Here is a 23292-nt window from a genome sequence, read left to right on the forward strand (position 1 = left end):
GGACGCGGGAGTGGAGCGCAGGTCGATCGGGGCGGGGGCGCTGGCGGTGGGCGCCATAGGCCTCGGCTGCATGCCGATGAGCTGGGGGTACGCGCCTTCGCGCCGTCGGGGCGCGGAATCGCTGGCCGCCGTCCACACGGCGCTCGACCTGGGGTCGAACCTGCTGGACACGGCGGACGTCTACGGGCCGTACACCAACGAGCTGCTGCTCGGGCGGGTGCTGCGGGAGCGGCGCGCGGACGCCTTCGTGTCCGCGAAGGTGGGGCTGCGGGCGGGTGAGCAGCACGTGGTGGCCGACGGCCGGCCCGCTTACGTGCGGCGGGCGTGCGACGCCTCGCTGCGGCGGCTGCGGACCGACGTCATCGACCTCTACCAGCTGCACCGGGTGGATCCGGACGTGCCGGTGGAGGAGACCTGGGGGGCGATGGCGGAGCTGGTGGGGGCGGGGAAGGTGCGGGCGCTCGGCTTCTGCGCGCTGGGTGCGGGCGCCGGACCGGGGGCGGGCCGCGGCGGGGACCCGGCGTACGGGGCGACGCTGGGGCACCTGGAGCGGGTGCAGCAGGTGTTCCCGGTGAGCGCGGTGCAGGCGGAGCTGTCGGTGTGGTCGCCGGAGGCCGCGTGGCAGCTGCTGCCCTGGTGCGCGGCGCGGGGGGTGGGGTTACTGGCGGCGATGCCGCTGGGCAGCGGGTTCCTGACCGGGACGCTGACGCCGGGCGGGGGCTTCGAGTCGCAGGACGCGCGGGCGCGCCATCCCCGGTTCACGGCGGAGGCGATGGCCTCGAACCAGGTGCTGGTGGCGGAGCTGCGGCGGGTGGCGCGGCGGCACGGGCCCGAGGTCACGGCGGCGCAGGTGGCGCTGGCGTGGGTGCTGGCGCAGGGCCCGCAGGTGGTGCCGGTGCCGGGCGCGGACCGCGCGCACTGGGCGGCGGAGAACGCGCGGGCGGCGGAGGTCCTTCTCACGGCCGGGGACCTGGCCGCGGTGGCCGCGCTGCCGGCGGCGGTCGGAGCCTGGGACTGACCGCCAACCACTCGATCGGGTGTACGAGTGGTGGAACTTCGATGGGTGCCCGGGGTGTTGAGACGGGTGAAGGGCACGATCGGAGGACCGGAAGGGAGCAGGGCGATGCGATACGCGGTGCGGTACGCGATGCGACGTGCGATGCGGTACGGACGGGCGGCGGGGCAGGGGTACGGGTCCCCCGGGGCGTACGGATCCGGGCCGGGGCACGGGGCGGCCGGACGGGGCGGGGTGGCCGGGCACAGCGGGGCGGCGTTCGGCCCGGGACGGTCCGGGGCACCGGTCGCAGGGCGAGGGCCGGTGCTGGCGGCGGTGGCGCTGGCCGGTTGCGGGGCGCTACTGGCGGCGGGGTGTTCCCCACCGGGCGGCAGCGGCGCGGGGCCGGGGGGATCGCCACCGGGGACGGCCGCTTCCGGGGCCGGTTCGTCGGGGCCCCCGGGGAGCGCGGCCGCCTCGCCGCAGGCCACCCCTCCGCCGGCGGCGGGCTCGGTGACGGTGACCGGGGAAGCCGCCAAGGGGCTGGAGTCCCCCTGGGGCGTGGCTCCGCTGCCGGGCGGGGACCTGCTCGTCGCCTCCCGCGACAAGGGCACGATCAGCAGGGTCGCGGCGGGCTCGGGCACGGTGACCCGGATCGGGGAGGTTCCCGGGGTCGATCCCGGTGGCGAGGGAGGACTTCTCGGGCTCGCGCTGTCGCCGGACTTCGCCGCGGACCGGATGGTGTACGTGTACTTCACGACCGCGTCCGACAACCGCATCGCCCGGCTGCGGTACGACGAACGGAGGGCTCCGGGTCAGCAACTGGCCGCGCCGGACACGGTGTTGCGCGGCATCCCCAAGGGTCTCGTCCACAACGGGGGGCGCATCGCGTTCGGTCCGGACAAGATGCTCTACGCCGGGACGGGTGAGACCGGACAGACGGGACTGGCCCAGGACAAGAAGTCGCTGGGCGGCAAGATCCTGCGGATGACGCCGGACGGGGATCCCGTGCACGGCAATCCGGAGGCCGATTCGGTCGTGTACTCCTTCGGGCACCGCAATGTGCAGGGCCTCGCCTGGGACAAGGACAAACGGCTGTGGGCCGCCGAGTTCGGCCAGAACACCTGGGACGAACTGAATCTGATCGAGCCCGGCGCGAACTACGGCTGGCCGGAGGCCGAGGGGAAGGCCGGGAAGCCCGGGATGAGGGACCCGGTGGCGGTGTGGGACCCGGGCGAGGCCTCGCCGAGCGGCATCGCCTGGGCGGAGGGCTCGGTGTGGATGGCCGGATTGAAGGGCAACCGGCTCTGGCGGATCCCGCTGGCCGGCACGGAGCCGGTGGCCCGGCCGGAGGCCTTCCTGGAGGGGAAGTACGGCCGGCTGCGGACGGTGGTGGCGCTCGGCGGGGACAGATTGCTGCTGGTCACGAGTGAGACGGACGGCCGCGGGTCGCCGGAAGCCGGCGACGACCGGATCCTGACACTGACGGTTCGATGAGCGGCGGAGCCCCTGCGGAGGGCGGAGAGAGCGGTGGGCGCGGTGTTCAACCAGATCGAGGAACTGTTCAGTCCCGGACGCAAGCACACGGACGAGGAGAAGAAGCGGCTGGAGTCGTCCCGGACCGATGTCAATGACGGCGACCCGGGACGGGGTCCCATAGACCTCGACTCCGGCAAGGTGCTCATACGCGTCGAGGAGCCGGCTCCGGAACAGCACTGACGGGGACGGGGACGGGCGCGGCGAAGAGCCGGAGCCGGTGCGCGAGGGCGGCCGCCTCGCCGCGCCCGGCGACGCCCAGCTTGGCCAGGATGTTCGAGACGTGCACGCTCGCCGTCTTCGGGGAGATGAAGAGCTCCTCGGCGATCTTGCGGTTGGTGCTGCCGGCCGCGACCAGGCGCAGGACGTCCCGCTCGCGGCTGGTCAGGCCGAGCGCCTCGACGGGATCGGTGGGAGCGGGCGCGCCGGGCGGCTCGTCGGGCTCGGTGAGCGGGAGCCGGGCGCGCTGGGCCAGCAGTGCCAGGTCCTCGCGCAGCCGGCGGGCGCCGAGGCGGTCGGCCGTGGCGTGGGCGTCGCGCAGGAGCTCGGCCGCGGCGTCCCGGTCGCCGCCCCCGGCGAGCAGGGCCTCGGCGAGCCGGTGGCGGGCGCGGGCCAGCAGGTACGGGCGCTCCAGCGGGCGGACGGCCGCTTCCACCGCGGTCCAGTCGGCCGCGGTGTCCCGGGCCTCGGCCCGGAGCAGCTCGGCGCGGACGTACTCGGAGTGCGCCACCCATACCGGGAAGGGGGTGGCCAGGGAGCGGGCGGCGGTGCGCAGCACCTGCAGGGCCGCCTCCCGGCCGGGGTCGGCAGTGGGGAGTCCCCGGCTGTCGGCCTCCGCGGAGGCGGCGGCGAGCAGCAGCGGCCAGGCGTAGCGGTGCTGACCCAGCGGGAATCCTGCGGCCACGGCCGCGGCGGTCTCGGTGCGCACGTCGCCGATCCGGCCCTCCCCCGCTGCCACGCCGACGGCGAGGCGGTACAGCGGAATCCGGTGCTGGGGCTGGATGAAGTGGGTGCCGTAGTGGGTGTGGGCGGCGGCGAGCCGGGCGGCCGCCTCGGTCAGTTCGCCCCGGGCCAGGGCCAGGTGGGCCAGCCGCGTGGCGGCGCAGCCGCGCGGGGCGGCGCTCTGGCCGACGTTCAGGGTGCGGCCGGCCGCCTCGGCGGCCTCGTCCCAGCGGCCGAGGCTGTACAGGCTCTCGGCCATGTTGCCGCGCACCCAGGCCTCGGTGTCCAGCAGCCGGGCCTTCTTGACCAGTTCGGCCCCTTGTTCTGCCAGTTCCACGGCTTCGCGGGACCGGCCCATGCTTTCCAGCTGAGAGGTGAGATTGATATGTGCGCGACCCGCGATCATGGTGAGACCGAGCGCCGTGGCCCGTTCCCTGACCGCGTGCATCTCGGCGAGGCCGTCCTCGCCGTCGCCGGAGTCGGTGAGCAGGGAGCCCACCGTGATCCGGGCGTAGAGCTCGGTGTCCTCGGCGCCCACCATCCGTGCGTACTCGACGGCGCGTTCGGCGGCGGCGAGGTTGCCGGGGCCCGGGTTGTGGAGCATGCCCCAGCCCGCGGCCCGGACGAGGACTTCGGCGTGCACCTGGGACGGGGGCATCCCCCGGACCAGTTCCTGGGCCCTGGCGATCTCCTCCCAGCCGTCGCCGCGCGCGAGGCTGGAGACCAGCCGGGAGCGCTCGGTCCAGAACCAGGCGGCCCGCAGTGGATCGCCCCCGTCCTCCAGCATGCGCAGCGCCGTCTTCGTGATCTTCAACGCGCGTTCGCGCTCCCCACCGAAGCGGGCCGCGACGGTCGCCTCGGCCAGCAGGTCGAGGCGCTGCAGCGGAGTGGTCGCCGGGTCGCAGCCGCACGGCGGGTACGCGTCCGTGTAGTCCGCCGGGCGCAGCGCCTCGCGGACCTCCTCCGGGGTGCTGTCCCACAGGTCCATGGCCCGTTCGAGCAGGCGCAGTTGCTCCGAGTAGGCGTGGCGGCGGCGCGCGGCCACGGAGGCGGCGAGCACGGCGGGCAGCGCCTTGGCCGGGTCGTTGGCGTGGTACCAGTAGCTGGCGAGGCGGATGACCCGCTCCTCCGCGCGGATCAACGTGTCGCCGGCCTCCAGGGCCTCGGCGTAACGGCGGTTGACCCGGGAGCGTTCGCCGGGCAGGAGGTCGTCGCTGACGGCCTCGCGGACCAGCGAGTGGCGGAAGCGGTAGCCGTCGCCCTCGGGGGTCGCGAGCAGGATGTTGGCGCCGACGGCGGCGCGCAGGGCCTCGATGAGCTCGTCCTCGCTGAGTCCGGCCACGGCGCGCAGGAGGGGGTACTCCACGGTGGAGCCGCCCTCGGCGACGACCCGCACCACGCGCTGGGCCTCGTCCGGGAGGACCTCGACGCGGACGAGGAGGAGGTCGCGCAGGGATTCGGTCAACCCGGCCCGGCAGCCGTTCTCCTGGGAGGCGACGAGCTCCTCGACGAAGAAGGCGTTGCCGTCGGAGCGGTCGAAGACGGATTCCACGAAGCCCTCTTCGGGCTGCGAGGCGAGGATCCCCGCGAGCTGGCGGCGCACCTCGGCCCGGTTGAAGCGGGGCAGTTCGAGGCGCTGGACGGTGCGGAGCCGGTCGAGTTCCGCGAGCAGCGGGCGCAGCGGGTGGCGGCGGTGGACGTCGTCGGCGCGGTAGGTGGCGACGATGACCAGCCGGCCGGTGGCAAGGGTGCGGAAGAGGTAGGACAACAGGTGCCGGGTGGAGGCGTCCGCCCAGTGCAGGTCCTCCAGGACGAGGACGACGGTGCGGTCGGCGGCGAGGCGTTCCAGCATCCGGGCCGTCAGCTCGAACAGCCGGGCGGTGCTCTCCTCGTCGTGCGGCCCGCGCGGGGTGTCCCCGAGTTCGGGGAGGATCCGGGCGAGTTCGTCCTGCTGGCCCGCGGCCGCGGCGGCCAGTTCGCCGGGGAGCAGCCGGTGCAGGGTGCGCAGGGCCGTCGAGAACGGGGCGAAGGGAAGGCCCACCGCTCCGATCTCCACGCAGCCCCCGACCGCGACCACGGCGCCGCGGCGGGCGGCCTCGCAGAGGAACTCCTCCGTGAGGCGGGTCTTGCCGACCCCGGCCTCGCCGCCGACGAGCAGGGCCTGCGGCTCCTGGCCGCAGGCGCGTGTCAGTGCGCTGGTGAGTGCGGCCAGTTCGTCGGCGCGGCCGACGAACACCGGGCTGACAGATCTGGTCTCCACGTCGCCGAGCATCGCACAGGCGTCCGGCTCGGCGGCACTCGTTATCGGTGCGCTCCTCATCGCGCGTCAGGTCACGCGGTGGGCGCGGCGCGGGTCACGCGGCGCGGGCGAAGAAGCCGCGGTGCTCTCTCACCGGCCCCTCCGGTTCCTGGCCGCGGGAAGTGGACCGGCGCGCCCTCCTGGCCTCGCGCGCCAGCCGGTAGGCGTCGGCCTCGCGGATCAGGTCGGCGCGGCGGGCGATGGCCATCTCGTACTCGAACATCTCGTACTCCCCTGGTGGCGTTTCTCGTGCACCTCGTTCGGTGTGGTCCAAGGGTCGCGTCCCGCAGGGGGCCGGCACATCGGGCTCATGCCCCATCCGCGCGGGGCGGGGGTCCTTAGGCCGCCGCCGGTCCTCGCCCCGGGCGCCCTAAGGCGGGCGGGTCGGCGTCCTAGGAGCGGGGCTCACGGGCCCCGTTGCGGGCCGCGGGGTCCGCAGGGGGCGGGTGGTGGGCGCGGATCAGGGGAATGAGGGACGCCGCCGCGGCGAGGGCCATGAGGGCCGCCACCCGCAGGACGCCCTCGATCGCGGGTCCGTCGGCGGCGGCGCGGGCCGCCGAGCCGCTCAGGGCCTCCAGGACCGTGGACGCCACGGCGACAGCTACGGCGCCGAGCAGGACCAGGGAGGTGAAGACGAGTCCGGAGGCGGCGGCCAGGCGCCCGGCGGGGACGTAGGCCTGGGTGGCGACACTGGTCAGCGCCCATCCCAGACCGAGGCCGAAGCCCACCACGGCGAACACGGCCGTGTACAGGGCGAGGGGGGTGGTCCAGGTGAGGACCAGCAGGCTCGCCCCGCTCAGGACGAGCCCGGCCGCCATCAGGACCTCCGGCCGGCGGTGCAGCGCCAGGTGCCCGGAGCCGAAACTGGCTGCCCCCGCTCCCACCGAGAGGGCGAGGAAGACCAGCCCGGCGTCCAGGGGGGACAGGCCGCGCGCCTGCTGGAGGTAGAGCGCGCACAGGACCGCGACCAGGCAGTAGACGATGTTGGAGACGGAGCCGACGGCGGTGACGGTCACGAAGGGCCGGTTGCGCAGCATCGAGAGGTCCAGGAGGGGCTCGGGGGTGTGCCGCTCGATCACGAGGAACGCCACGAGCAGGGCGGCGCCGGACACGGAGCAGACCAGGCCGGCCGGTGACGTCCAGCCCCACCGGCCGCCCTGGTCGACGGTGAGCATGATCGCGGTGAGGCCGCCGGCGAGGGTGACCGCGCCGGGCAGGTCCAGTCCCTTGGCCGCCCGCTCGTCGCGGGTGTCGGCGACGCGGCGCAGCAGCAGGACCACCGCGGCGGCGCAGACGGGTACGTTCAGCAGGAAGACGGCGCGCCAGCTGAGGTGTTCGGCGAACACCCCGCCGACGAAGGGTCCGAGCGCGGTGCCGATGGCGCTGAAGGCCAGCACGGTGCCGACGGCCCTGCCCTGCCGGTCGTCCCGGAAGTGGGCCGTGACGACGGCGACGGCGACGGGCAGGACCAGGGCCGCCGTCGCGCCCTGGACGACGCGCCCCACGACCAGCCAGGGCACGTTCCGCGCCGCCGCGCACACCACCGAGACCAGGGCGAAGCCGGTCAGACCGCAGACCATGACGGTGCGCCTGCCCCGCAGGTCGGCGGCCCGCCCTCCGATGATCATGAAGGCGCCGAGGGTCAGCATGTAGCCGCTGACCAGCCATTGGAGGTCGGTGGTGGGCGTGCCGAAGTCCTCGGCGATCGCCGGCAGCATCAGGTTGAGGGCGAACCAGTCCATCTGGACCAGCAGCATGGCGAGGGAGGCCGCCGCGATGACCGCGCGGTCCCGCCCCGCGAACAACGCGCGCTGCCGCGCCTCGCCGTGCCTGAAGGGGTCCATGGGGCTCCCATCCGCGCCCTCACCCCATCGTGCACCCCGTGCCGCGGGACGGCACGGTCAGCCCGTTCAGGTCGCCGGGACCGAGGGGAGCGGCAGGAAGTACATGATGCCGAAGACCACCACGCCGAGCGCGGCGAGGACGACGGCGGCCCACGCGACGGCGCGGACCCAGGTGGCGTGGGTGCGTCCGGGAGCGCCGAAGGCGGGGCTGGCCAGCACGAAGACGGCGATGAGCAGCGCGATCGTGGACAGCACGCCGTTGGTGAGCGCCGTGAGGTGCCAGGCGTCACCGTAGAGGGCGGATATCTGGTCGGCGGGCGGAGCCGACTTGTTGCCCTCGATCTGGCCGACGAGGGTCTGCCGTTCGGCCAGGACACGCGAGACCCAGCTGCCGCTGAGGGCGACCAGGCCGAGGCCGGCGGCGACGACGGCGGCGGCCGCGGAGCCGACGCCGGTCGGCTTCGCCCCGGCCTCGTCCGGGTCAGCGTCGAAGTCGTCCTCGTCCAGGTTCTCGTCGGCCTCGGAGACGACGCCACCGTCCGCGGGCACGGCGTCGGTGTCGCTGCCGCCGGCGGCCTCGGCGGGCCGGGTGGCCTCGCCCTTCGTGAGGTCGGCCGGGGTGTTGTCCGCCTCGGGGGCGTTCGGGGCGGGGGGCTTGGTGGTGTCCATGCGGGGCACCGTAGGCGCCCTGTCTGAGAGGTTCATGAGAATCCGCCGGACCCCGCCCCCCGGCGGCGCCGAAGGGTCCGGCCGGGACGTCCTAACGCCCGGCGGAGGCGGCCCACTCGTGGGTCAGGATCGCCCAGACCTCGGTGTCCTGACGGACGCCCCGGTGCGGGTAGTTCTGCCGCATGACGCCCTCGCGGGTCATGCCGAGGCGCGCGGCCACGGCGAGGCTCTTCTTGTTGGCGGCGGAGGCGAGCCACTCCACGCGGTGCATGCCGCGCTCGCCGAAGGCGTGGTCGAGCAGGACGCGGCAGGCCTTGGTGACCAGGCCCCGGCCGGAGGCCGCCGGTTCCAGCCAGCAGCCCATCTCGCAGTTGCCGGTGGCGGTGTCGAAGGTCCGGAACAGCACGCCTCCGACGAGGGTGCCGTCGACGCGGATGCCGTAGATGCGCCCGCCGTCGGCCGCCGTGCGCTGCGCGTAGTCCGCGAGGAACGCGCGCGTCGCGTCGAGGTCGGTCGCGAGGTCGGGAAGGACGATGTGCTCGCCTATGTACTCCCGGCCCCGGTCCATGTGGGCCAGGAACTCCTCGGCGTGCCGGACCTCCAACGGGAAGAGCTGGGCGTCGTCGGCGAGGGCGATCGAGAACATTCGGGTCTTCCTCGGGTCTCGTACGGGCGGATGCCGGTTCAGCGGGACACTGCCGCGGGCTCGGCGCCGTCCTCGCTCGTGGCGGGTTCCGCGTCGGGCCGTTGCGTCGGAAGTTTCGCATGCGGGCGGCATTGCGAGGGTTCGATGCTGATCCTCGGCAGCCGCCGGTCGAGCCAGGCGGGCAGCCACCAGTTCGCGCCGCCGAGCAGGTGCATCAGGGCCGGGACGAGGAGGGTGCGCAGGACGAAGGCGTCCAGGGCCACGGCCGCGGCGAGCGCGATGCCGAACATCGCGATGATCCGGTCTCCGCTGAGCACGAAGGCGAGGAAGACCGCGATCATGATGACCGCCGCCGAGTTGATGACGCGGCTGGTCTCGGCGAGGCCGACCCGCACGGCCCGCCGGTTGTCGCCGGTCTCCAGCCACTCCTCGTACATCCGGCTGACGAGGAAGACCTGGTAGTCCATCGACAGTCCGAACAGGACGGACACCATGATCACGGGCAGGAAGGGCTCGATCGGTCCGGCGCTGCCCAGGCCCAGCAGCTCGCTGCCCCAGCCCCATTGGAAGATCGCCACGACGACGCCGAAGGAGGAGGCGACGGCGGCGACGTTCATGACCGCGGCCTTGACCGGGATACCGATGGACCGGAAGGCCAGCAGCAGGAGCACGCAGCCCAGGGCGACGACCACCCCCACGAAGAGCGGCAGCTTCCCGACGATGACCTCCGCGAAGTCGTCGTAGCCGGCCGTCACCCCGCCCACGTGGACCCGCATCGAGTTGCCCTCCTCCGCGCGCGGGACGACGTCCGTGCGCAGGGTGTCGACGAGGTCGCTCGTGGCGCGGGACTGCGGGGCGGAATCCGGTACGACGGTGATCGCCGCGGTGTCGCCGCCCCGGTTGAGGACGGCCGGACCCACCGAGGCCACGCCGTCGGTCGCGCGGAGCGCGTCGGTCAGCCGGGCGACGGCGAGCCGGTCGCCGGCGCCGTCCAGGCGGGCGACGACGGTGAGCGGGCCGTTCGTGCCGGGGCCGAACCCGTCCGCGAGCAGGTCGTAGGCCTGGCGGGTGGTGGAATGCGCCGGGTTGTTGCCCTGGTCGGAGGTGCCGAGGTGCAGGAACAGGGTGGGCAGGGCCAGCACGGCCATGACCGCGGCGGCGACGGCGCCGAGCAGCTTGGGGCGGCGTTCCACGAAGGCGGACCAGCGGACGGCGAACCCGGTCGTCCGCTGCGGCGCCGGGCCCTCGGCGGCCAGCCTGCGGCGCTCGCGGCGGGACAGCGCGCGCATGCCGATGTACGAGAGCAGGGCGGGCAGCAGGGTCACGGACGCGGCGACGGTCAGCACCACGGTCACGCAGGCGGCTATCGCGACGCCGTTGAGGAAGTTCAGCCGCAGTACCAGCATGCCGAGCAGGGCGATGCAGACGGTGGCCCCGGCGAAGACGACGGCCCGGCCGGTGGTGGCGACGGCGTCGCGAGCCGCCTCCTCGACGGCGAGCCCTCGGGCGAGGCCCTTGCGGTGCCGGGTGACGATGAACAGGGCGTAGTCGATGCCGACGCCCAGGCCGATGAGGGTGCCGAGCATCGGGGCGAAGTCGGCGACGGGCATGACGTGCCCGAGCAGGGTGATGCCGAAGTAGGCGGTGCCCACGCTGACCAGGGCGGTCGCCAGGGGCAGCAGGCTCGCGGCGAGCGAGCCGAAGGCGAGGAAGAGGACCAGGGCCGCGACGGCGACACCGATGGCCTCGGCGAGGTGGGCGGTGGGGGCTTCGGTGAGGGCGATCGCGCGGCCGCCCAGTTCGACCTGGAGGCCGCCGGCTTCGGTGGCCGGGCTCTTCGCCGCCTTCACGACGGCCTCGGCCTGGGCCCTGGGGACGGCGTCGCCCGGGAGGTCGAAGGTGACCACGGCGTAGGCGGTGCGCCCGTCGCCGCTGATCTGCGCGGCGCGCTCGGGCTCGGGCCCGTAGGGACCGCTGACCGAGGCGACGCCGGGAAGTGCGGCGACGGTCTCCAGGGCCCGGGTCATGCGCTGTTCGATGTCCGGGGTGCGGACGCTGTGTCCGTCGGGGGCCCGCCACACGAGGGTGTCGGTGTCTCCGCCCCGGCCGTGGAACCCCTCGCGCAGGAGGGCGGCCGCCCTGCCCGACTCGGTACCGGGGACCTCGTAGTCGTTGGAGAACGCCGCTCCCGCCGACACGGCGGCCGCCGCGGTCCCGCCGAGTGCGAGCAGCCAGATCAGGACGGCGAGGAGGCGGTGGCGCATGCACCACCGCGCGATTGCTGCCAACGGACGTGCTCCCTGGTGATTCGCATCTTTAGCGGGGAGACAGCCCGTCGCAAAGAACGCGTGAACTCGATGAAGGCCCGGCCGTGGCCCGGGGGGTCGCCCCAGGGTGCGGCCCAGGTGGTCTGCACCGCCACGATCGCAGCGTTTCGTGATCGTTGGTCCCTTTCGTGTGCATTATCACAGGGAGCCGGGGCGGCGCCGGACCCGCGTCATCGGGGCGGGGGGCCCTCCGGCTCGTCGACCCGGTAGCCCGGAACGGAGGGCCAGCGGACGGTGAGGACCACCGCGTCCTCCTCGGCGTACCAGGAGTGGTCGGTGCCGCGCCCCCACACGACGTAGTCCCCCTGCTCGGCGAGGACCACGCTGCGCCCCGGGAACTCCATCCGGAAGCGGCCGCTGATCAGCACCAGCAGCGCGGTGCGCTTCTCGGCGGTCGCCCACCGCGCCCGCTCGTCGCCCTTCGGGTGGACGCCCCACTTGATCTCCACGTCCTCGCTGTGGCGCGGGTCGCCGGGGTCCTTGAAGTGGCCGAGCAGCCAGCCCCGGTCAGCGGCCGCGTCCGGGGCGGCCCGGCCCGTGTAGATGGTGGAGTCGTCGTTCACGGGGCGAGGTTAATGCAGTTGTCGAGCCCGGCCGGACCTGATGGCCTGGGGCGATGACGATGGAACAAGGGGAACTGCTGAGGATCCGGGCCGAGTACGACGCCGGGATGCGACGGGACGCGCGGCCCGACGCCGCGCACGCGCGGGTGGAGCGGGTGGGCCCGGTCGTGCGGCAGACGGTCGCCGGGGCGGGGCCCGGGTCCGGGCTCGGGGTCGGGTGGAACGGCGTGCTGTGGTCGGACCTCGACGAGGACACGGCGGACGGGGAGATCGCGGCGCAGGTGGCGTACTTCGCCGGGCGCGGGGCGTCGGAGTTCGAATGGAAGCTCTACGGGCACGACCGGCCGGCGGACCTCGGGGACCGGCTGCGCGCGGCGGGCCTCGTCGCGGAACCGGCCGAGACGCTCATGGTGGCGCGGGTGGCGGATCTCGCGGACCTGCCGGTGGATCCGCCGGAGGGCGTCACGGTGCGCGCGGTGACGGACGAGGCCGGGGTGGACCTGATGATGGAGGTCCACGCACGGGCCTTCGGGACCGAGCAGCCGCGGATCAGGGAACTGATGCTCACCCTGCTGCGCGAGGAGCCGCGGAACATCGCGGCCGTGCTGGCGATGGCGGGCGACACCCCGGTCAGCGCGGCCCGGATGGAGATGCGGCCGGGGAGCCCGTTCGCGGGGCTCTGGGGCGGCGGCACGGTGGCGGGGTGGCGGGGGCGGGGGATCTACCGCCTGCTGGTCGCCCACCGGGCCCGTCTGGCGGCCGAGCGCGGTATCGCGTACCTCCAGGTGGACGCCTCGGACGACAGCCGCCCGATCCTGGAACGGCTGGGCTTCGGGGTGCTGGGCGTGACCGTGCCGTACGTGTGGACGCCGGGCGCCCGCACCGCCTGAGGGCCGGGCGGTGCCGGGCGGGGCCGAGCCGTCCGCCCCGGTCCCCTTCCCCCGACCCGGCCGCGAAGGGCAGGATCACGCGCATGGAACGCATCAGCCCGCCCCTGACCGGCGACGAACGCGAGACCCTCCGGGCCTACCTCGATTTCCACCGGGCCACCCTCGCACTCAAGTGCGAGGGCCTGACCGACGAGCAGCTGCGCCGCGCCTCGATGCCGCCGTCCACCCTGTCCTTGCTGGGGCTGGTCCGGCACATGGCCGAGGTCGAACGGCACTGGTTCCGGCGCGTGCTGAGCGGCGAGGACCTGCCCCACCTGTGGTCGGACACGCACGACTTCCAGGCCGCCTACGACGCCTCCGGCTCCGGCCGGGCGGAGGCGTTCGCCGCGTGGGAGGCCGAGGTGGCGCACGCCCGCCGCATCGAGTCCGCCGCCGCGTCGCTGGACGTGACGGCGTACGCGCCGGGCTGGAACGAAGAGGCCTCGCTGCGCGTACTGATGCTCCACCTCATTCACGAGTACGCCCGGCACAACGGTCACGCCGACTTCCTCCGCGAGGCGATCGACGGCGCCACCGGCGCGTAGCGGACCGGCGCAGCGCGAGGGCGTGGCGGACCGGCGCAGCGCAACTCCCTAGCCGCCGGTGCCCGGCCTCCAGTAGCCGAGGCCGTTCACCCGCTGCTTGGGCAGGCCCACTTCCTTGCGCAGGTACGCCGTCAGCGTGCGCGTCGTCGCCGTGTCGCAGGCCAGCCAGACGTACGCGCCCTCCGGGTCCGCGACGAGCTCCGGGAGTTCGTCGCGGACCCGGTCGATCAGCGCGGCGCCGGCCCGCGCGACACGGCGGACGTCGTGGCGGTCCGCGTCGGCGCGCAGCGGCAGGTCGGCGTCGGACGCGTGCTGCGTCTCCAGCCAGATCGTCGCGGGGGTCCCGGGGTGGGAGTCCAGCAGGGAGTTGACCGCGGGCAGCGAGGCGGGGTCGCCGATGACCAGCAGCCGCTCGGGCGCCGGGTCGGGGGCGGCGAATCCGGTGCCCTGGACGGTGGCGTCGATGGTGTCACCGACCTGCGCCGTGCGCGCCCAGTCGCTCGCGACGCCGTCGTGGAGGGCGAACTCGAAGGAGAAGGTGCCCGCTTGCGGGTCGGGGTCCACGAGCGTGTACGCGCGCTGGTGCGGCTTGCCCGCGCCCTGGAACCACACCCGGACCCACATGGTCGGGTGCAGGGAGTCCCCGGCGGCCGCCAGCAGCCCGCCGTCCGTGAAGTGGACGCGGCGGTAGTGCTCGGTGACGTCCTCCGCCCCCGTGACGGTGAACGTGAAGTCCTTGCCCCGCAGGAGCTTGAGGACCACGCCCTCCCACCCTTTGCCGACCGCCATGTTCGACTCCTCCCCGGACACCTCTATATAGTTAGGTCAGCCTAACCTAATGCACCGTGGGGAAGAGTGTGAGCAGCGTGAACCGTGTGAATGACGACCACGAGGTCTACCGCGACGCGTGGGGCGTTCCGCACGTCCGCGCACGCGACGGCCTCGCGCTCGCCTTCGCCCAGGGCCGCGTCACCGCCCTCGACCGCGCCTGGCAGTTGGAGGTCGAGCGCCACCGCGCCGAGGGGTCCAGCGCCGCGTTCCTCGGCCAGGAGGCGGTCACTTGGGACCGGTTCGCCCGCCGGAGCCGCCTCGCCGACACCGCCCGCCGCTGCTACGAGGCCCTCGACCCGGAGACCGCCGCCTGGGTCCGCGCGTACGTGGACGGCGTGAACGACGGACTCGCCGACGGCGCGGCCCGCGACGGGAACTTCGCGCGCACCGGCCACACCCCGCTCCCGTGGGAGCCGTGGGTGCCGCTCGCGGTCTGGACCGCCACCCACATCCTCTTCGCCGGTTTCGCCACCAAGCTGTGGCGCGACCGCGTGGGCCGCGCCCTCGGCGACGACGCGGTGACCCTCTTCGCCACCGACGGCCCGGGGACGGCCGGCAGCAACGGCTGGCTGGTCCCGGGCGACCGCACCGCCTCGGGAGCCGCGATCATCGCGGGCGACCCGCACCGGTTCATCGAGAACCCGGGCGTCTACCAGCAGATACGTCTCTCCTGCCCGGAGTACGACGTGCTCGGCCTGGCCGTCCCCGGCGTCCCCGGCCTCGCCCACTTCGGACACGCGGGCACCGTCGCCTGGGCGATCACCAACGCCATGGCCGACTACCAGGACCTGTACGTCGAACAGGTGCGCCGCGGCGAGGGCGACGCCGTCGAGGCGCTGGGCCCGGACGGCGTGTGGGAGCCCGTGCGGCGGCACGTCGAGACCATCGCGGTGGCGGGCGGCGAGGACGTCGAGGTGGAGGTCCTGGAGACCGCCCGCGGCCCCGTGGTCATCGGCGGCGTCCCGGACGGGACCCCCACCGACACTGACACAGAGGACACCGACGGAGCCGGCGCAGACGGAGCCGGAGCGGACCGGACCCTCTCCCTGCGCTACCCGCCCCGCGTCCGCCGGGACCTCGGCTTCGCCGCCCTCCCCGCCCTGCTGCGCGCCCGCACCGTCGCCGACGTCGACCGCGCCCTGGACGGCTGGGCCGAGCCCGTCAACGTGGTCCACGCCGCCGACGCGGAGGGCGGCCTGCTGCACCGGGTCGCGGGAGCCGTTCCGCTGCGCGACCCCGCCAACCGCCTGCGCCCGGTGCCCGCCTGGGACGCCCGGTACGCCTGGCAGGGCTGGGCCGAGACCCCCGCGGAGCCGGTCCAGGGCTTCGCCGTCATGGCCAACGCGCGCGGCATCGCCTCCCCGCTGGGCGTGGAGTTCGCGCCCCCGCACCGCGCGAACCGCATCCGCGAGCTGCTCAGCGGCTCCGCGGACTGGTCGCCGAAGGCGATGGCCGACGTGCACGGCGATACCCATCTGGCCTCCGCCGCGCCCCTGCTGGCGCTGCTGCCCGCGCTCGACGGCCTGTCCCCCGAGGCCGAGTCCCTGCGGACCCGGCTGCTCGGCTGGGACCGGCGCATGGCGGCCGACTCCACCGACGCGACGGTCTTCTCGGCGTTCCGGACCGCGACGGTACGCCGGCTCGCCGCCGACCCCGTCTTCGCGGGCCTGGCCGGAGCGCCCGGCGGCCCGGAGGTGTTCCACCCCTGGCTGTACCTGGTCCCCCGCGTCGGCTACGCCCTCGAAGGCCTGCTGACGACCTCCCTCCTGCCCGGCCTCGACCGCGCCGCGCACGTCCGCGCCGCCCTGGAGGAGACGGCCGCGGCCGCCACCCCCGACACCCCGTGGTCCGAGGTCCACCGCCTCACGCCCTGGTCGGCGCTCCCGGACCCGCAGACGCGCTGGCCCGGCCTGGGCGGCGACCACGACTGCGTGAACGCCACTTCCTCCGTCCCCGGCTTCACCGACCTCACCGCCCGCGCGTCCGCCGCCCGTTATGTCTGGGACCTCGCCGACCGCGAGGACAGCCTCTGGGCGGTTCCGCTGGGTGCCGACGGCGTGCCCGGCTCGCCCCACCACCTCGACCAGCTGCCCCTGTGGGCCCGCTGCGAACTCGTCCCCGTCGTCACCGACTGGGCCCGCCTCACCAAGGAATCCAGATGATCTCCACCGGACAGCCCGTGCACACCCGAGTCGTCGAGGGCTTCGGCACGGTCGCCCTCACCGCGGTCGACCCGGCCGCCGACTCCGCCCTGATCCACAGCTGGGTCACCGAGGAGCGGGCCCGGTTCTGGGGCATGGCCGACGCGGGCCGCGAACTCGTGCAGGAGATCTACGAGGACGTCGACCGCCGCACCACGCACCACGCGTACATGGTCAGCCGCGACGGCGAGCAGGTGGCGCTGTTCCAGACGTACGACTGCGCCGAGGACCGGGTCGGCGAGTGCTACGAGGTCCGGCCCGGGGACGTCGGCGCGCACCTGCTCGTCGGCCCGGTCAAGCGCGCCGCGGAACCGGGTTTCACGGGCACCCTGATGTCGGTTCTCCTCGGATTCGTCTTCTCGGACCCCGCCGCGCGCCGCGTCGTCGTGGAGCCGGACGCCCGCAACGAGAAGGCCGTCGCCCGTATGGAGCGCGCGGGCTTCACGCTCGGCCCGGAGGTCGAGCTCCCGGAGATCGACCTCCCCGAGGTCTACCTCCCGGCGAAGCGTGCCCGCCTCGCCTTCTTCGACGCCCCGGAGCGCGTCCGCGCGTCCCGGTGACGCGGGCGGCAGCGCCGAAGGGGCGGTGTTCCGGGTCTCCCCGGAACACCGCCCCTTCGTTCGGAACGCGACGGCGGCCGCTCAGCCCTCCGTCACGCCCAGGCGCTCCAGGATGAGCTCCTTGACGCGGGCCGCGTCGGCCTGGCCGCGCGTGGTCTTCATGACCGCGCCGACCAGGGCGCCGACCGCGGCGACCTTGCCGCCGCGGATCTTGTCCGCGATGGCCGCGTTGCCCGCGATGGCCTCGTCCACGGCCGCACCGAGCGCGCCCTCGTCCGAGACGACCTTCAGGCCGCGCTTCTCGACGACCTCGTCCGGGGTGCCCTCACCGGCGAGGACGCCTTCGAGGACCTGGCGGGCCAGCTTGTCGTTCAGCTCGCCGGCCGCGACCAGCGCCGCCACCCGGGCCACCTGGGCCGCAGTGATCGGCAGCTCGTCGACGACGACGCCCTGCTCGTTGGCGTTGCGGGCCAGCTCGCCCATCCACCACTTGCGCGCGGCGGCCGCGTCGGCACCCGCCTCGATGGTGGCGACGATGGAGTCCACCGCGCCGGCGTTGAGGATGGACTGCATGTCGTGCTCGGTGACGCCCCACTCCTCGCGGAGCCGGTTGCGGCGCACCCGCGGCATCTCGGGCAGACCGCCGCGCAGCTCCTCGACCCAGGTGCGGGCGGGGGCCACGGGCACCAGGTCGGGCTCCGGGAAGTAGCGGTAGTCCTCGGCGTTGTCCTTGATGCGGCCGGCCGTGGTGGAGCCGTCCTCCTCGTGGAAGTGCCGGGTCTCCTGCACGATCGAGCCGCCCGACGAGAGCACCGCCGCGTGGCGCTGGATCTCGAAGCGGGCCGCGCGCTCGACGGAGCGCAGCGAGTTGACGTTCTTCGTCTCGCTACGGGTACCGAAGGGCGCCTCGGGGGTGGGGCGCAGCGACAGGTTCACGTCGCAGCGCATCTGGCCCTTGTCCATGCGGGCCTCGGAGACGCCGAGCGCCTTGATGACCTCGCGCAGCTCGGCGACGTACGCCTTGGCCACCTCGGGGGCCCGCTCGCCCGCGCCCTCGATCGGCTTGGTGACGATCTCGATGAGCGGGATGCCGGCGCGGTTGTAGTCCAGCAGGGAGTGGGACGCGCCGTGGATACGGCCGGTGGCGCCGCCGACGTGCAGCGACTTGCCGGTGTCCTCCTCCATGTGGGCGCGCTCGATCTCCACCCGGAAGATCTCGCCGTCCTCCAGCTGCACGTCGAGGAAGCCGTTGAAGGCGATCGGCTCGTCGTACTGCGAGGTCTGGAAGTTCTTCGGCATGTCCGGATAGAAGTAGTTCTTCCGGGCGAAGCGGCACCACTCGGCGATCTCGCAGTTCAGCGCGAGGCCGATCTTGATCGCGGACTCGATGCCGATCGCGTTGACGACCGGCAGCGCGCCGGGCAGGCCCAGGCAGACCGGGCAGGTCTGCGAGTTGGGCTCGGCGCCGAGCTCGGTCGAGCAGCCGCAGAACATCTTGGTCCTGGTGCCGAGCTCGACATGGACCTCCAGGCCCATGACGGGGTCGAACGAGGCGAGAGCGTCCTCGTACGACAGCAGTTCGGTGAAGCTCACGGATGTTCCCTCTCAGCCCAGCAGGACGTCGTCGTCGCCGAGGCGCTTCAGCTCGCGGTACAGGATCGCGAGGCCGGTGATGATGGCGGCGGCGGACACTGCGGCGTCGATCAGCCTCAGCGTGTCCTGCTCGGTGCGGGCCTTCCTGGCCTGCTTGAACACGCTGAGGGCACCGAATGCGGTGGTGCCGATCGACAGGTAGGTGCCGGACTTGGACTTCTTGAAGCCCTTGGCCTTGGACAGTGTGCTGGTGCTCACAGGGACGGTGCCTCCTCAAGCAGCGGGTGACCCCAGCGTGCGACGAAGGCGGCCTCGACGGCGGCACCGACCTTGTAGAGCCGGTCGTCCTTCATCGCCGGGGCGATGATCTGCAGCCCGACCGGCAGACCGTCCTCCGGCGCCAGGCCGCAGGGCAGCGACATGGCGGCGTTGCCGGCCAGGTTGGTCGGGATGGTGCACAGGTCCGCGAGGTACATCGCCAGCGGGTCGTCGGTGCGCTCACCGATCGGGAAGGCGGTGGTCGGGGTCGTCGGGGAGACGATCACGTCGACCTGCTCGAAGGACTTCTCGAAGTCCTTCGTGATGAGGGTGCGGACCTTCTGGGCGGAGCCGTAGTACGCGTCGTAGTAGCCGGAGCTGAGCGCGTACGTGCCGAGGATGATGCGACGCTTGACCTCGTCGCCGAAGCCGGCCTCGCGGGTCAGGGCGGTGACGTCCTCGGCGGACTTCGTGCCGTCGTCGCCGACGCGCAGGCCGTAGCGCATGGCGTCGAAGCGGGCCAGGTTGGAGGAGGCCTCCGACGGCGCGATCAGGTAGTACGCGGCCATGGCGAGGTCGAAGGACGGGCAGTCCAGCTCTACGATCTCGGCGCCGAGCTCCTTGAGGAGCTCCACCGACTCGTTGAAGCGCTGGACCACACCGGCCTGGTAGCCCTCGCCGGCGAACTGCTTGACCACACCGACGCGCATGCCGGCGACCGAGCCGTTGCGGGCGGCCTCGACGACCGGCGGGACCGGGGCGTCGACGGAGGTGGAGTCGAGCGGGTCGTGGCCGGCGATGACCTCGTGCAGGAGCGCGGCGTCCAGGACCGTACGGGCGCACGGGCCGCCCTGGTCGAGGCTGCTGCTGAACGCGACCATGCCGTAGCGGGAGACGCCGCCGTAGGTCGGCTTCACACCCACCGTGGCGGTGACGGCGGCGGGCTGGCGGATGGAGCCGCCGGTGTCCGTGCCGATCGCGAGGGGTGCCTGGAAGGCCGCGAGGGCCGCCGCGCTGCCGCCGCCGGAGCCGCCGGGGATCCGGGTGAGGTCCCAGGGGTTGCCGGTGGGGCCGTAGGCGCTGTTCTCGGTGGAGGACCCCATGGCGAACTCGTCCATGTTGGTCTTGCCGAGGATGACGACGCCGGCGTCCTTCAGCTTGCGCGTCAGCGTGGCGTCGTAGGGCGGGATCCAGCCTTCGAGGATCTTCGAACCGACGGTGGTCGGGACCCCGACGGTGGTGAAGATGTCCTTGAGGGCCAGCGGTACGCCGGCCAGCGGGCCGAGCTTCTCGCCGGCCGCGCGCTTCGCGTCGACGGCGCGGGCCTGGGCCAGGGCGCCTTCGCGGTCGACGTGCAGGAAGGCGTGCACCTTCTCGTCGGTGGCGTCGATGCGGGCCAGGTGGGCCTCGGTCACCTCGACGGCCGTGAGCTCGCCGGAGGCGATCTTCTCGGCGGTCCGGGCGGCCGTGAGCTTGATGATGTCCGTCATGGTGGTTAGTCCTCCCCCAGGATCTGCGGCACCTTGAAACGCTGCTGCTCCTGGGCGGGAGCGCCGGAGAGCGCCTGCTCGGGGGTGAGCGAAGGACGGACCTCGTCCGCGCGCATGACGTTCGTCAGCGGCAGCGGGTGGGAGGTCGGCGGGACGTCTTGGTCGGCGACCTCGGATACGCGGGCGACCGCGCCGATGATGTCGTCGAGCTGTCCGGCGAAGTGTTCCAACTCTTCGGCCTTGAGCTCCAGACGTGCCAGCCGAGCGAGGTGGGCGACCTCCTCGCGCGTGATGCCAGGCATGCAGCGATCCTCTGGGGGTGGTGAGCGTGTAGGTTTCGGGCCCAATCCTATGGGGCGGGGCCCGCTCACCACGAAACCGTTTCCCCCGGAGCGGTCCGGCGGGCCCGTGCGGCACCGCCGCGCGGGCCTTTCCGGGCGCTGCCCGGACCCGCGCCGGGCCCGGCGCCGGACCCGCGCCGGACCCGCACCCGGTGCTCTCAGCGGACGTCGGCCGCCCGCACCCGGTGCTGTCAACCGGCGTCGGCCTCGGCGGCCGCGAGCTCGGCCGAGATGTCCGCCGGCCGGCGCCAGCCACGCTCGCCCCGGGCCAGCAGCCAGGCCGTGGCCTCCTGCGGCGGCATCGCGGCGGCGACCAGCCACCCCTGCACCGCGTCGCAGCCCAGGTCCCTCAGCCGCTCCCAGGTCTCGTCGTCCTCGACGCCCTCGGCCACGACCAGCAGGCCCAGCGAGTGCGCCAGGTCCACCGTGCAGCGGACGATCTCCGCGTCCTGCGTGTCGACGGCCAGCCGGCCCACGAAGGACCGGTCGATCTTCAGTTCGCTGACCGGCAGCCGGCGCAGGTGGACCAGTGAGGAGTAACCGGTGCCGAAGTCGTCCAGCGACATCTTCACGCCGTGGCCGGTGAGCCCGGCCATGGTGTCCGCCGCCCGCTGCGGGTCCTCCAGCAGCACGTGTTCCGTTATCTCCAGCTGCAGGCCGCTCGCCGGCACCCCGTGCCGGGCCAGTCGGGCGGCCACGGCCCCGGCGAAGCCCGGGGTGTGCACGTCGCGCGGTGAGACGTTGACGGCCACCGGGACCTTGAGGCCCTGCGCCCGCCAGCGCGCCACCTGGGCGAGCGCCGTCTCCAGGACGTACTCCGTCAGGTGCGGCATCAGACCGGAGGTCTCGGCGATCGCGATGAACTCGTCCGGGGAGACCCGGCCGCGCTCGGGGTGCACCCAGCGCACCAGTGCCTCCAGCCCCGCGACCTGCCCGTCGAAGCGGACCTTCGGCTGGTAGTGGAGTTCCACCTCGCCGGCGTCCAGGGCCCGGCGCAGGTCGCCGAGGAGCCCGAGGCGGTCGGGGGTGTTGCTGTCGCGCTTGGACTCGTACACCTCCACGCCCGTGCGGTCGCGCTTGGCCTGGTACATGGCCACGTCCGCGCGCCGCAGCAGCCCCTCCGCGTCGAGCGCGTGGTCGGGGAAGACGGCGAGGCCCGCGCTGGCCTCCAGGACCAGGGTGAGGCCGTCCAGGTCGAGCGGGGAGCTGAGCTCCGCGACCAGGTGGCGGGCGATCCGCTGGGCGCTGGTGGTGGAGTCGGCGACGGGCAGCAGCACGGCGAACTCGTCGCCGCCGAGCCGGGCGGCCTCCGCGTCCTCGGGCAGGGCCTGGCGCAGCCGGTCGGCGATCTGCAGCAGCAGCCGGTCGCCCGCGAGGTGCCCGAGGGTGTCGTTGACCGCCCGGAAGCGGTCCAGGTCGATGAGGACGAGGGCCGCGCGGGTGCCGGAGCGTTCGGCCTCGTCCAGTGCGGTCCAGGCACGCTCCAGCAGCCACTGCCGGTTCGGCAGACCGGTCAGCGGGTCCCGTAGCTGCTCCTCGGCGCGGGCGCGGGCGATCCACAGCGTGGAGTCCAGCGCGATCAGCGGTACGGCGAAGAGGGGCAGCAGCACGGGCTGGGTGACGGCGACGACGCAGATCAGCGGGGCGATGCCGAGCAGTGCGACGGCCACCAGCGCCTGCCGGACGAGGGCGGTGCGGGCGACCGTGGGCAGGCCCCCGCCGCGCGGCGCCAGCGCGATCCACAGCAGGAGCCGGGTGACGAGCAGGTAGGCGACGGCGACCAGGATCACCTCGGGGGCCGCCTCCGGCCCCCAGGTGGTGGGCCGCCACGGGGTCTCGACGCTCGGGGACTCGCCGAAGGCGGAGAGGACGAGGGCGCCCGCGCCGATGCCGAGGACGTCGACGGCGCCGTGCAGCAGGCCCTGCCGCCAGCGGTGCCGGCGGGCCGCGCCCACCAGGGTGACCACGGCCAGGGAGACGAGTCCCGCGGGCACCCATCCGTAGAGGATGAGCACGCCGAGGGTGAGCGCGGCCCCGGATCCGGTCCCGCCCCACCAGCGGTCGCGGCCCAGGGCGACCAGGTGGCCGACGATGATCCCCGTGAGCAGGGCGAGCGCCCAGCCGACCGCCCCGCCGGGGAACAGGGCCTGACGACCGGTCAGTGCGGACACGATGCCGGCGCCGAGCACCACCACGGACAGGCCCACGATGACGAAGGGCAGCACGCTGCGCCGGCCGGGAGGGCACGCTCCGGTGTCCAGCGGCCGGGTCTCCGGTGTCCTGGTACCCAGGACACCGAGCCGGCCCGCCCGCATGGACGGGAGGTCCCCGCCGAATTCAGGTGACGGGTCGGCGCTTTCGGTGGGTTTCATGCCCGTCCCTCTCACAGCCGGCGATGCCGATGTCACGCGATGGCCCCGTTGCCATGCCATCACGGCTGGAAGCGCGTCACGCAGCCGTGCACGACAGGCACACCCCTCAACAGTAGGACGCGAGAGGCTCCCAGGGGCAGCGGTCGGCGGTGGTTGCCCGAATGCGACCCAGCCATCCTCATCAGTACGGTATCCGCCGAACGGGTGAGTTTGGACCAGGAACCTCCGGTCACCCCTCCGATGATCCGACAGCTCACCGCCCTGTCACCAGGCTTGTACCAGCCGTTTACCACCGCCTGCCACGCCGGGCGTGCGCCCGCCCGTACGGCCGCACGCCACGCATCAGTTCGCC

Annotated in this window: 20 protein-coding genes; 7 read left to right on the forward strand and 13 right to left on the reverse strand. The window is 73.8% G+C overall.

From position 1 onward, the window contains the following. Positions 1–10: 10 nt before the first annotated feature. The 3 genes from ACWFQ8_RS00855 to ACWFQ8_RS00865 all read left to right on the forward strand — a co-directional run bounded on the left by ACWFQ8_RS00855 (position 11) and on the right by ACWFQ8_RS00865 (position 2713). Positions 11–1018, forward strand: coding sequence for an aldo/keto reductase (locus ACWFQ8_RS00855; RefSeq protein WP_453784038.1), 1008 nt, complete (start codon positions 11–13; stop codon positions 1016–1018). Between the two features lie 300 nt (positions 1019–1318). Next, positions 1319–2491, forward strand: a complete 1173-nt coding sequence (locus tag ACWFQ8_RS00860) for a PQQ-dependent sugar dehydrogenase (RefSeq protein ID WP_453784039.1) — start codon at positions 1319–1321, stop codon at positions 2489–2491. A 33-nt stretch (positions 2492–2524) separates the two neighbouring features. Beyond that, complete coding sequence (locus ACWFQ8_RS00865) at positions 2525–2713, forward strand: DUF6191 domain-containing protein (protein WP_453784040.1); 189 nt, start codon at positions 2525–2527, stop codon at positions 2711–2713. Here the strand turns inward: ACWFQ8_RS00865 and ACWFQ8_RS00870 are convergent. The 7 genes from ACWFQ8_RS00870 to ACWFQ8_RS00900 form a co-directional block, all read right to left on the reverse strand. Further along, entirely contained in the window at positions 2676–5744 is a 3069-nt protein-coding gene (locus ACWFQ8_RS00870; RefSeq protein ID WP_453784280.1) for a helix-turn-helix transcriptional regulator, read from the reverse strand. The two genes, ACWFQ8_RS00865 and ACWFQ8_RS00870, sit on opposite strands and share 38 nt — an antisense overlap. 82 nt (positions 5745–5826) lie before the next feature. Further along, on the reverse strand, positions 5827–5994 hold the full coding sequence (locus ACWFQ8_RS00875) for a hypothetical protein (RefSeq protein ID WP_453784041.1): 168 nt from the start codon (positions 5992–5994) through the stop codon (positions 5827–5829). Positions 5995–6163: 169 nt separating this feature from the next. Then, positions 6164–7615 (reverse strand): MFS transporter, encoded by a 1452-nt coding sequence (locus tag ACWFQ8_RS00880; protein WP_453784042.1) that lies wholly within the window; start codon positions 7613–7615, stop codon positions 6164–6166. A gap of 66 nt (positions 7616–7681) precedes the next feature. After that, positions 7682–8284, reverse strand: a complete 603-nt coding sequence (locus ACWFQ8_RS00885; RefSeq protein WP_453784043.1) for a hypothetical protein — start codon at positions 8282–8284, stop codon at positions 7682–7684. Positions 8285–8375: 91 nt separating this feature from the next. Then, a complete protein-coding gene (locus ACWFQ8_RS00890; RefSeq protein ID WP_453784044.1) occupies positions 8376–8930 on the reverse strand; it encodes a GNAT family N-acetyltransferase in 555 nt (184 codons plus the stop codon). A gap of 38 nt (positions 8931–8968) precedes the next feature. After that, a complete protein-coding gene (locus ACWFQ8_RS00895; protein ID WP_453784045.1) occupies positions 8969–11218 on the reverse strand; it encodes an MMPL family transporter in 2250 nt (749 codons plus the stop codon). Positions 11219–11427: 209 nt separating this feature from the next. After that, complete coding sequence (locus ACWFQ8_RS00900; RefSeq protein ID WP_453784046.1) at positions 11428–11820, reverse strand: signal peptidase I; 393 nt, start codon at positions 11818–11820, stop codon at positions 11428–11430. Positions 11821–11879: 59 nt separating this feature from the next. Here ACWFQ8_RS00900 and ACWFQ8_RS00905 point away from each other — a divergent pair, with 59 nt between their 5' ends. Continuing rightward, complete coding sequence (locus ACWFQ8_RS00905; RefSeq protein ID WP_453784281.1) at positions 11880–12710, forward strand: GNAT family N-acetyltransferase; 831 nt, start codon at positions 11880–11882, stop codon at positions 12708–12710. Positions 12711–12793: 83 nt separating this feature from the next. Further along, positions 12794–13294, forward strand: coding sequence for a DinB family protein (locus ACWFQ8_RS00910; RefSeq protein ID WP_453784047.1), 501 nt, complete (start codon positions 12794–12796; stop codon positions 13292–13294). A gap of 48 nt (positions 13295–13342) precedes the next feature. Here the strand turns inward: ACWFQ8_RS00910 and ACWFQ8_RS00915 are convergent, their stop codons facing one another. Then, complete coding sequence (locus tag ACWFQ8_RS00915) at positions 13343–14083, reverse strand: siderophore-interacting protein (RefSeq protein ID WP_453784048.1); 741 nt, start codon at positions 14081–14083, stop codon at positions 13343–13345. 77 nt (positions 14084–14160) lie between these two features. Between ACWFQ8_RS00915 and ACWFQ8_RS00920 the strand changes: the two genes are divergently transcribed. Together ACWFQ8_RS00920 and ACWFQ8_RS00925 are read left to right on the forward strand one after the other, a co-directional pair. Beyond that, a complete protein-coding gene (locus tag ACWFQ8_RS00920; RefSeq protein ID WP_453784049.1) occupies positions 14161–16287 on the forward strand; it encodes a penicillin acylase family protein in 2127 nt (708 codons plus the stop codon). Then, on the forward strand, positions 16284–16886 hold the full coding sequence (locus ACWFQ8_RS00925) for a GNAT family N-acetyltransferase (RefSeq protein WP_453784050.1): 603 nt from the start codon (positions 16284–16286) through the stop codon (positions 16884–16886). Before ACWFQ8_RS00920 ends, ACWFQ8_RS00925 begins: the two co-directional genes overlap by 4 nt. Before the next feature lie 81 nt (positions 16887–16967). Here ACWFQ8_RS00925 and gatB read toward each other — a convergent pair whose 3' ends face one another. The 5 genes from gatB to ACWFQ8_RS00950 all read right to left on the reverse strand — a co-directional run bounded on the left by gatB (position 16968) and on the right by ACWFQ8_RS00950 (position 22940). Then, positions 16968–18422, reverse strand: a complete 1455-nt coding sequence (gatB, locus tag ACWFQ8_RS00930) for an Asp-tRNA(Asn)/Glu-tRNA(Gln) amidotransferase subunit GatB (RefSeq protein WP_453784282.1) — start codon at positions 18420–18422, stop codon at positions 16968–16970. A gap of 69 nt (positions 18423–18491) precedes the next feature. Further along, entirely contained in the window at positions 18492–18737 is a 246-nt protein-coding gene (locus tag ACWFQ8_RS00935; RefSeq protein ID WP_453784051.1) for a hypothetical protein, read from the reverse strand. Further along, positions 18734–20227, reverse strand: a complete 1494-nt coding sequence (gene gatA / locus ACWFQ8_RS00940; protein WP_453784052.1) for an Asp-tRNA(Asn)/Glu-tRNA(Gln) amidotransferase subunit GatA — start codon at positions 20225–20227, stop codon at positions 18734–18736. The genes ACWFQ8_RS00935 and gatA overlap by 4 nt, the downstream gene beginning before the upstream one ends. A gap of 5 nt (positions 20228–20232) precedes the next feature. Further along, the gene (gene gatC, locus ACWFQ8_RS00945) at positions 20233–20529 is read right to left on the reverse strand and encodes an Asp-tRNA(Asn)/Glu-tRNA(Gln) amidotransferase subunit GatC (RefSeq protein ID WP_165335824.1); all 297 of its coding nucleotides are present in this window, start codon (positions 20527–20529) and stop codon (positions 20233–20235) included. Positions 20530–20759: 230 nt separating this feature from the next. Next, positions 20760–22940 (reverse strand): putative bifunctional diguanylate cyclase/phosphodiesterase, encoded by a 2181-nt coding sequence (locus ACWFQ8_RS00950; protein ID WP_453784053.1) that lies wholly within the window; start codon positions 22938–22940, stop codon positions 20760–20762. Positions 22941–23292 lie beyond the last annotated feature (352 nt).

The organism is Streptomyces sp. NPDC055254, assembly GCF_053606025.1.

What these genes read in the sequence shown, in the direction of transcription:
- ACWFQ8_RS00880 (WP_453784042.1), bottom strand. Translation starts at nt 7,615, where the DNA reads ATGGACCCCTTCAGGCACGGCGAGGCGCGGCAGCGCGCGTTGTTCGCG.
- ACWFQ8_RS00925 (WP_453784050.1), top strand. Translation starts at nt 16,284, where the DNA reads ATGATCTCCACCGGACAGCCCGTGCACACCCGAGTCGTCGAGGGCTTC.
- ACWFQ8_RS00910 (WP_453784047.1), top strand. Translation starts at nt 12,794, where the DNA reads ATGGAACGCATCAGCCCGCCCCTGACCGGCGACGAACGCGAGACCCTC.
- ACWFQ8_RS00885 (WP_453784043.1), bottom strand. Translation starts at nt 8,284, where the DNA reads ATGGACACCACCAAGCCCCCCGCCCCGAACGCCCCCGAGGCGGACAAC.
- ACWFQ8_RS00915 (WP_453784048.1), bottom strand. Translation starts at nt 14,083, where the DNA reads ATGGCGGTCGGCAAAGGGTGGGAGGGCGTGGTCCTCAAGCTCCTGCGG.
- ACWFQ8_RS00905 (WP_453784281.1), top strand. Translation starts at nt 11,880, where the DNA reads ATGGAACAAGGGGAACTGCTGAGGATCCGGGCCGAGTACGACGCCGGG.
- ACWFQ8_RS00870 (WP_453784280.1), bottom strand. Translation starts at nt 5,744, where the DNA reads ATGCTCGGCGACGTGGAGACCAGATCTGTCAGCCCGGTGTTCGTCGGC.
- ACWFQ8_RS00890 (WP_453784044.1), bottom strand. Translation starts at nt 8,930, where the DNA reads ATGTTCTCGATCGCCCTCGCCGACGACGCCCAGCTCTTCCCGTTGGAG.
- ACWFQ8_RS00950 (WP_453784053.1), bottom strand. Translation starts at nt 22,940, where the DNA reads ATGAAACCCACCGAAAGCGCCGACCCGTCACCTGAATTCGGCGGGGAC.
- gatA (WP_453784052.1), bottom strand. Translation starts at nt 20,227, where the DNA reads ATGACGGACATCATCAAGCTCACGGCCGCCCGGACCGCCGAGAAGATC.
- gatB (WP_453784282.1), bottom strand. Translation starts at nt 18,422, where the DNA reads ATGGGCCTGGAGGTCCATGTCGAGCTCGGCACCAGGACCAAGATGTTC.
- gatC (WP_165335824.1), bottom strand. Translation starts at nt 20,529, where the DNA reads ATGCCTGGCATCACGCGCGAGGAGGTCGCCCACCTCGCTCGGCTGGCA.
- ACWFQ8_RS00875 (WP_453784041.1), bottom strand. Translation starts at nt 5,994, where the DNA reads ATGTTCGAGTACGAGATGGCCATCGCCCGCCGCGCCGACCTGATCCGC.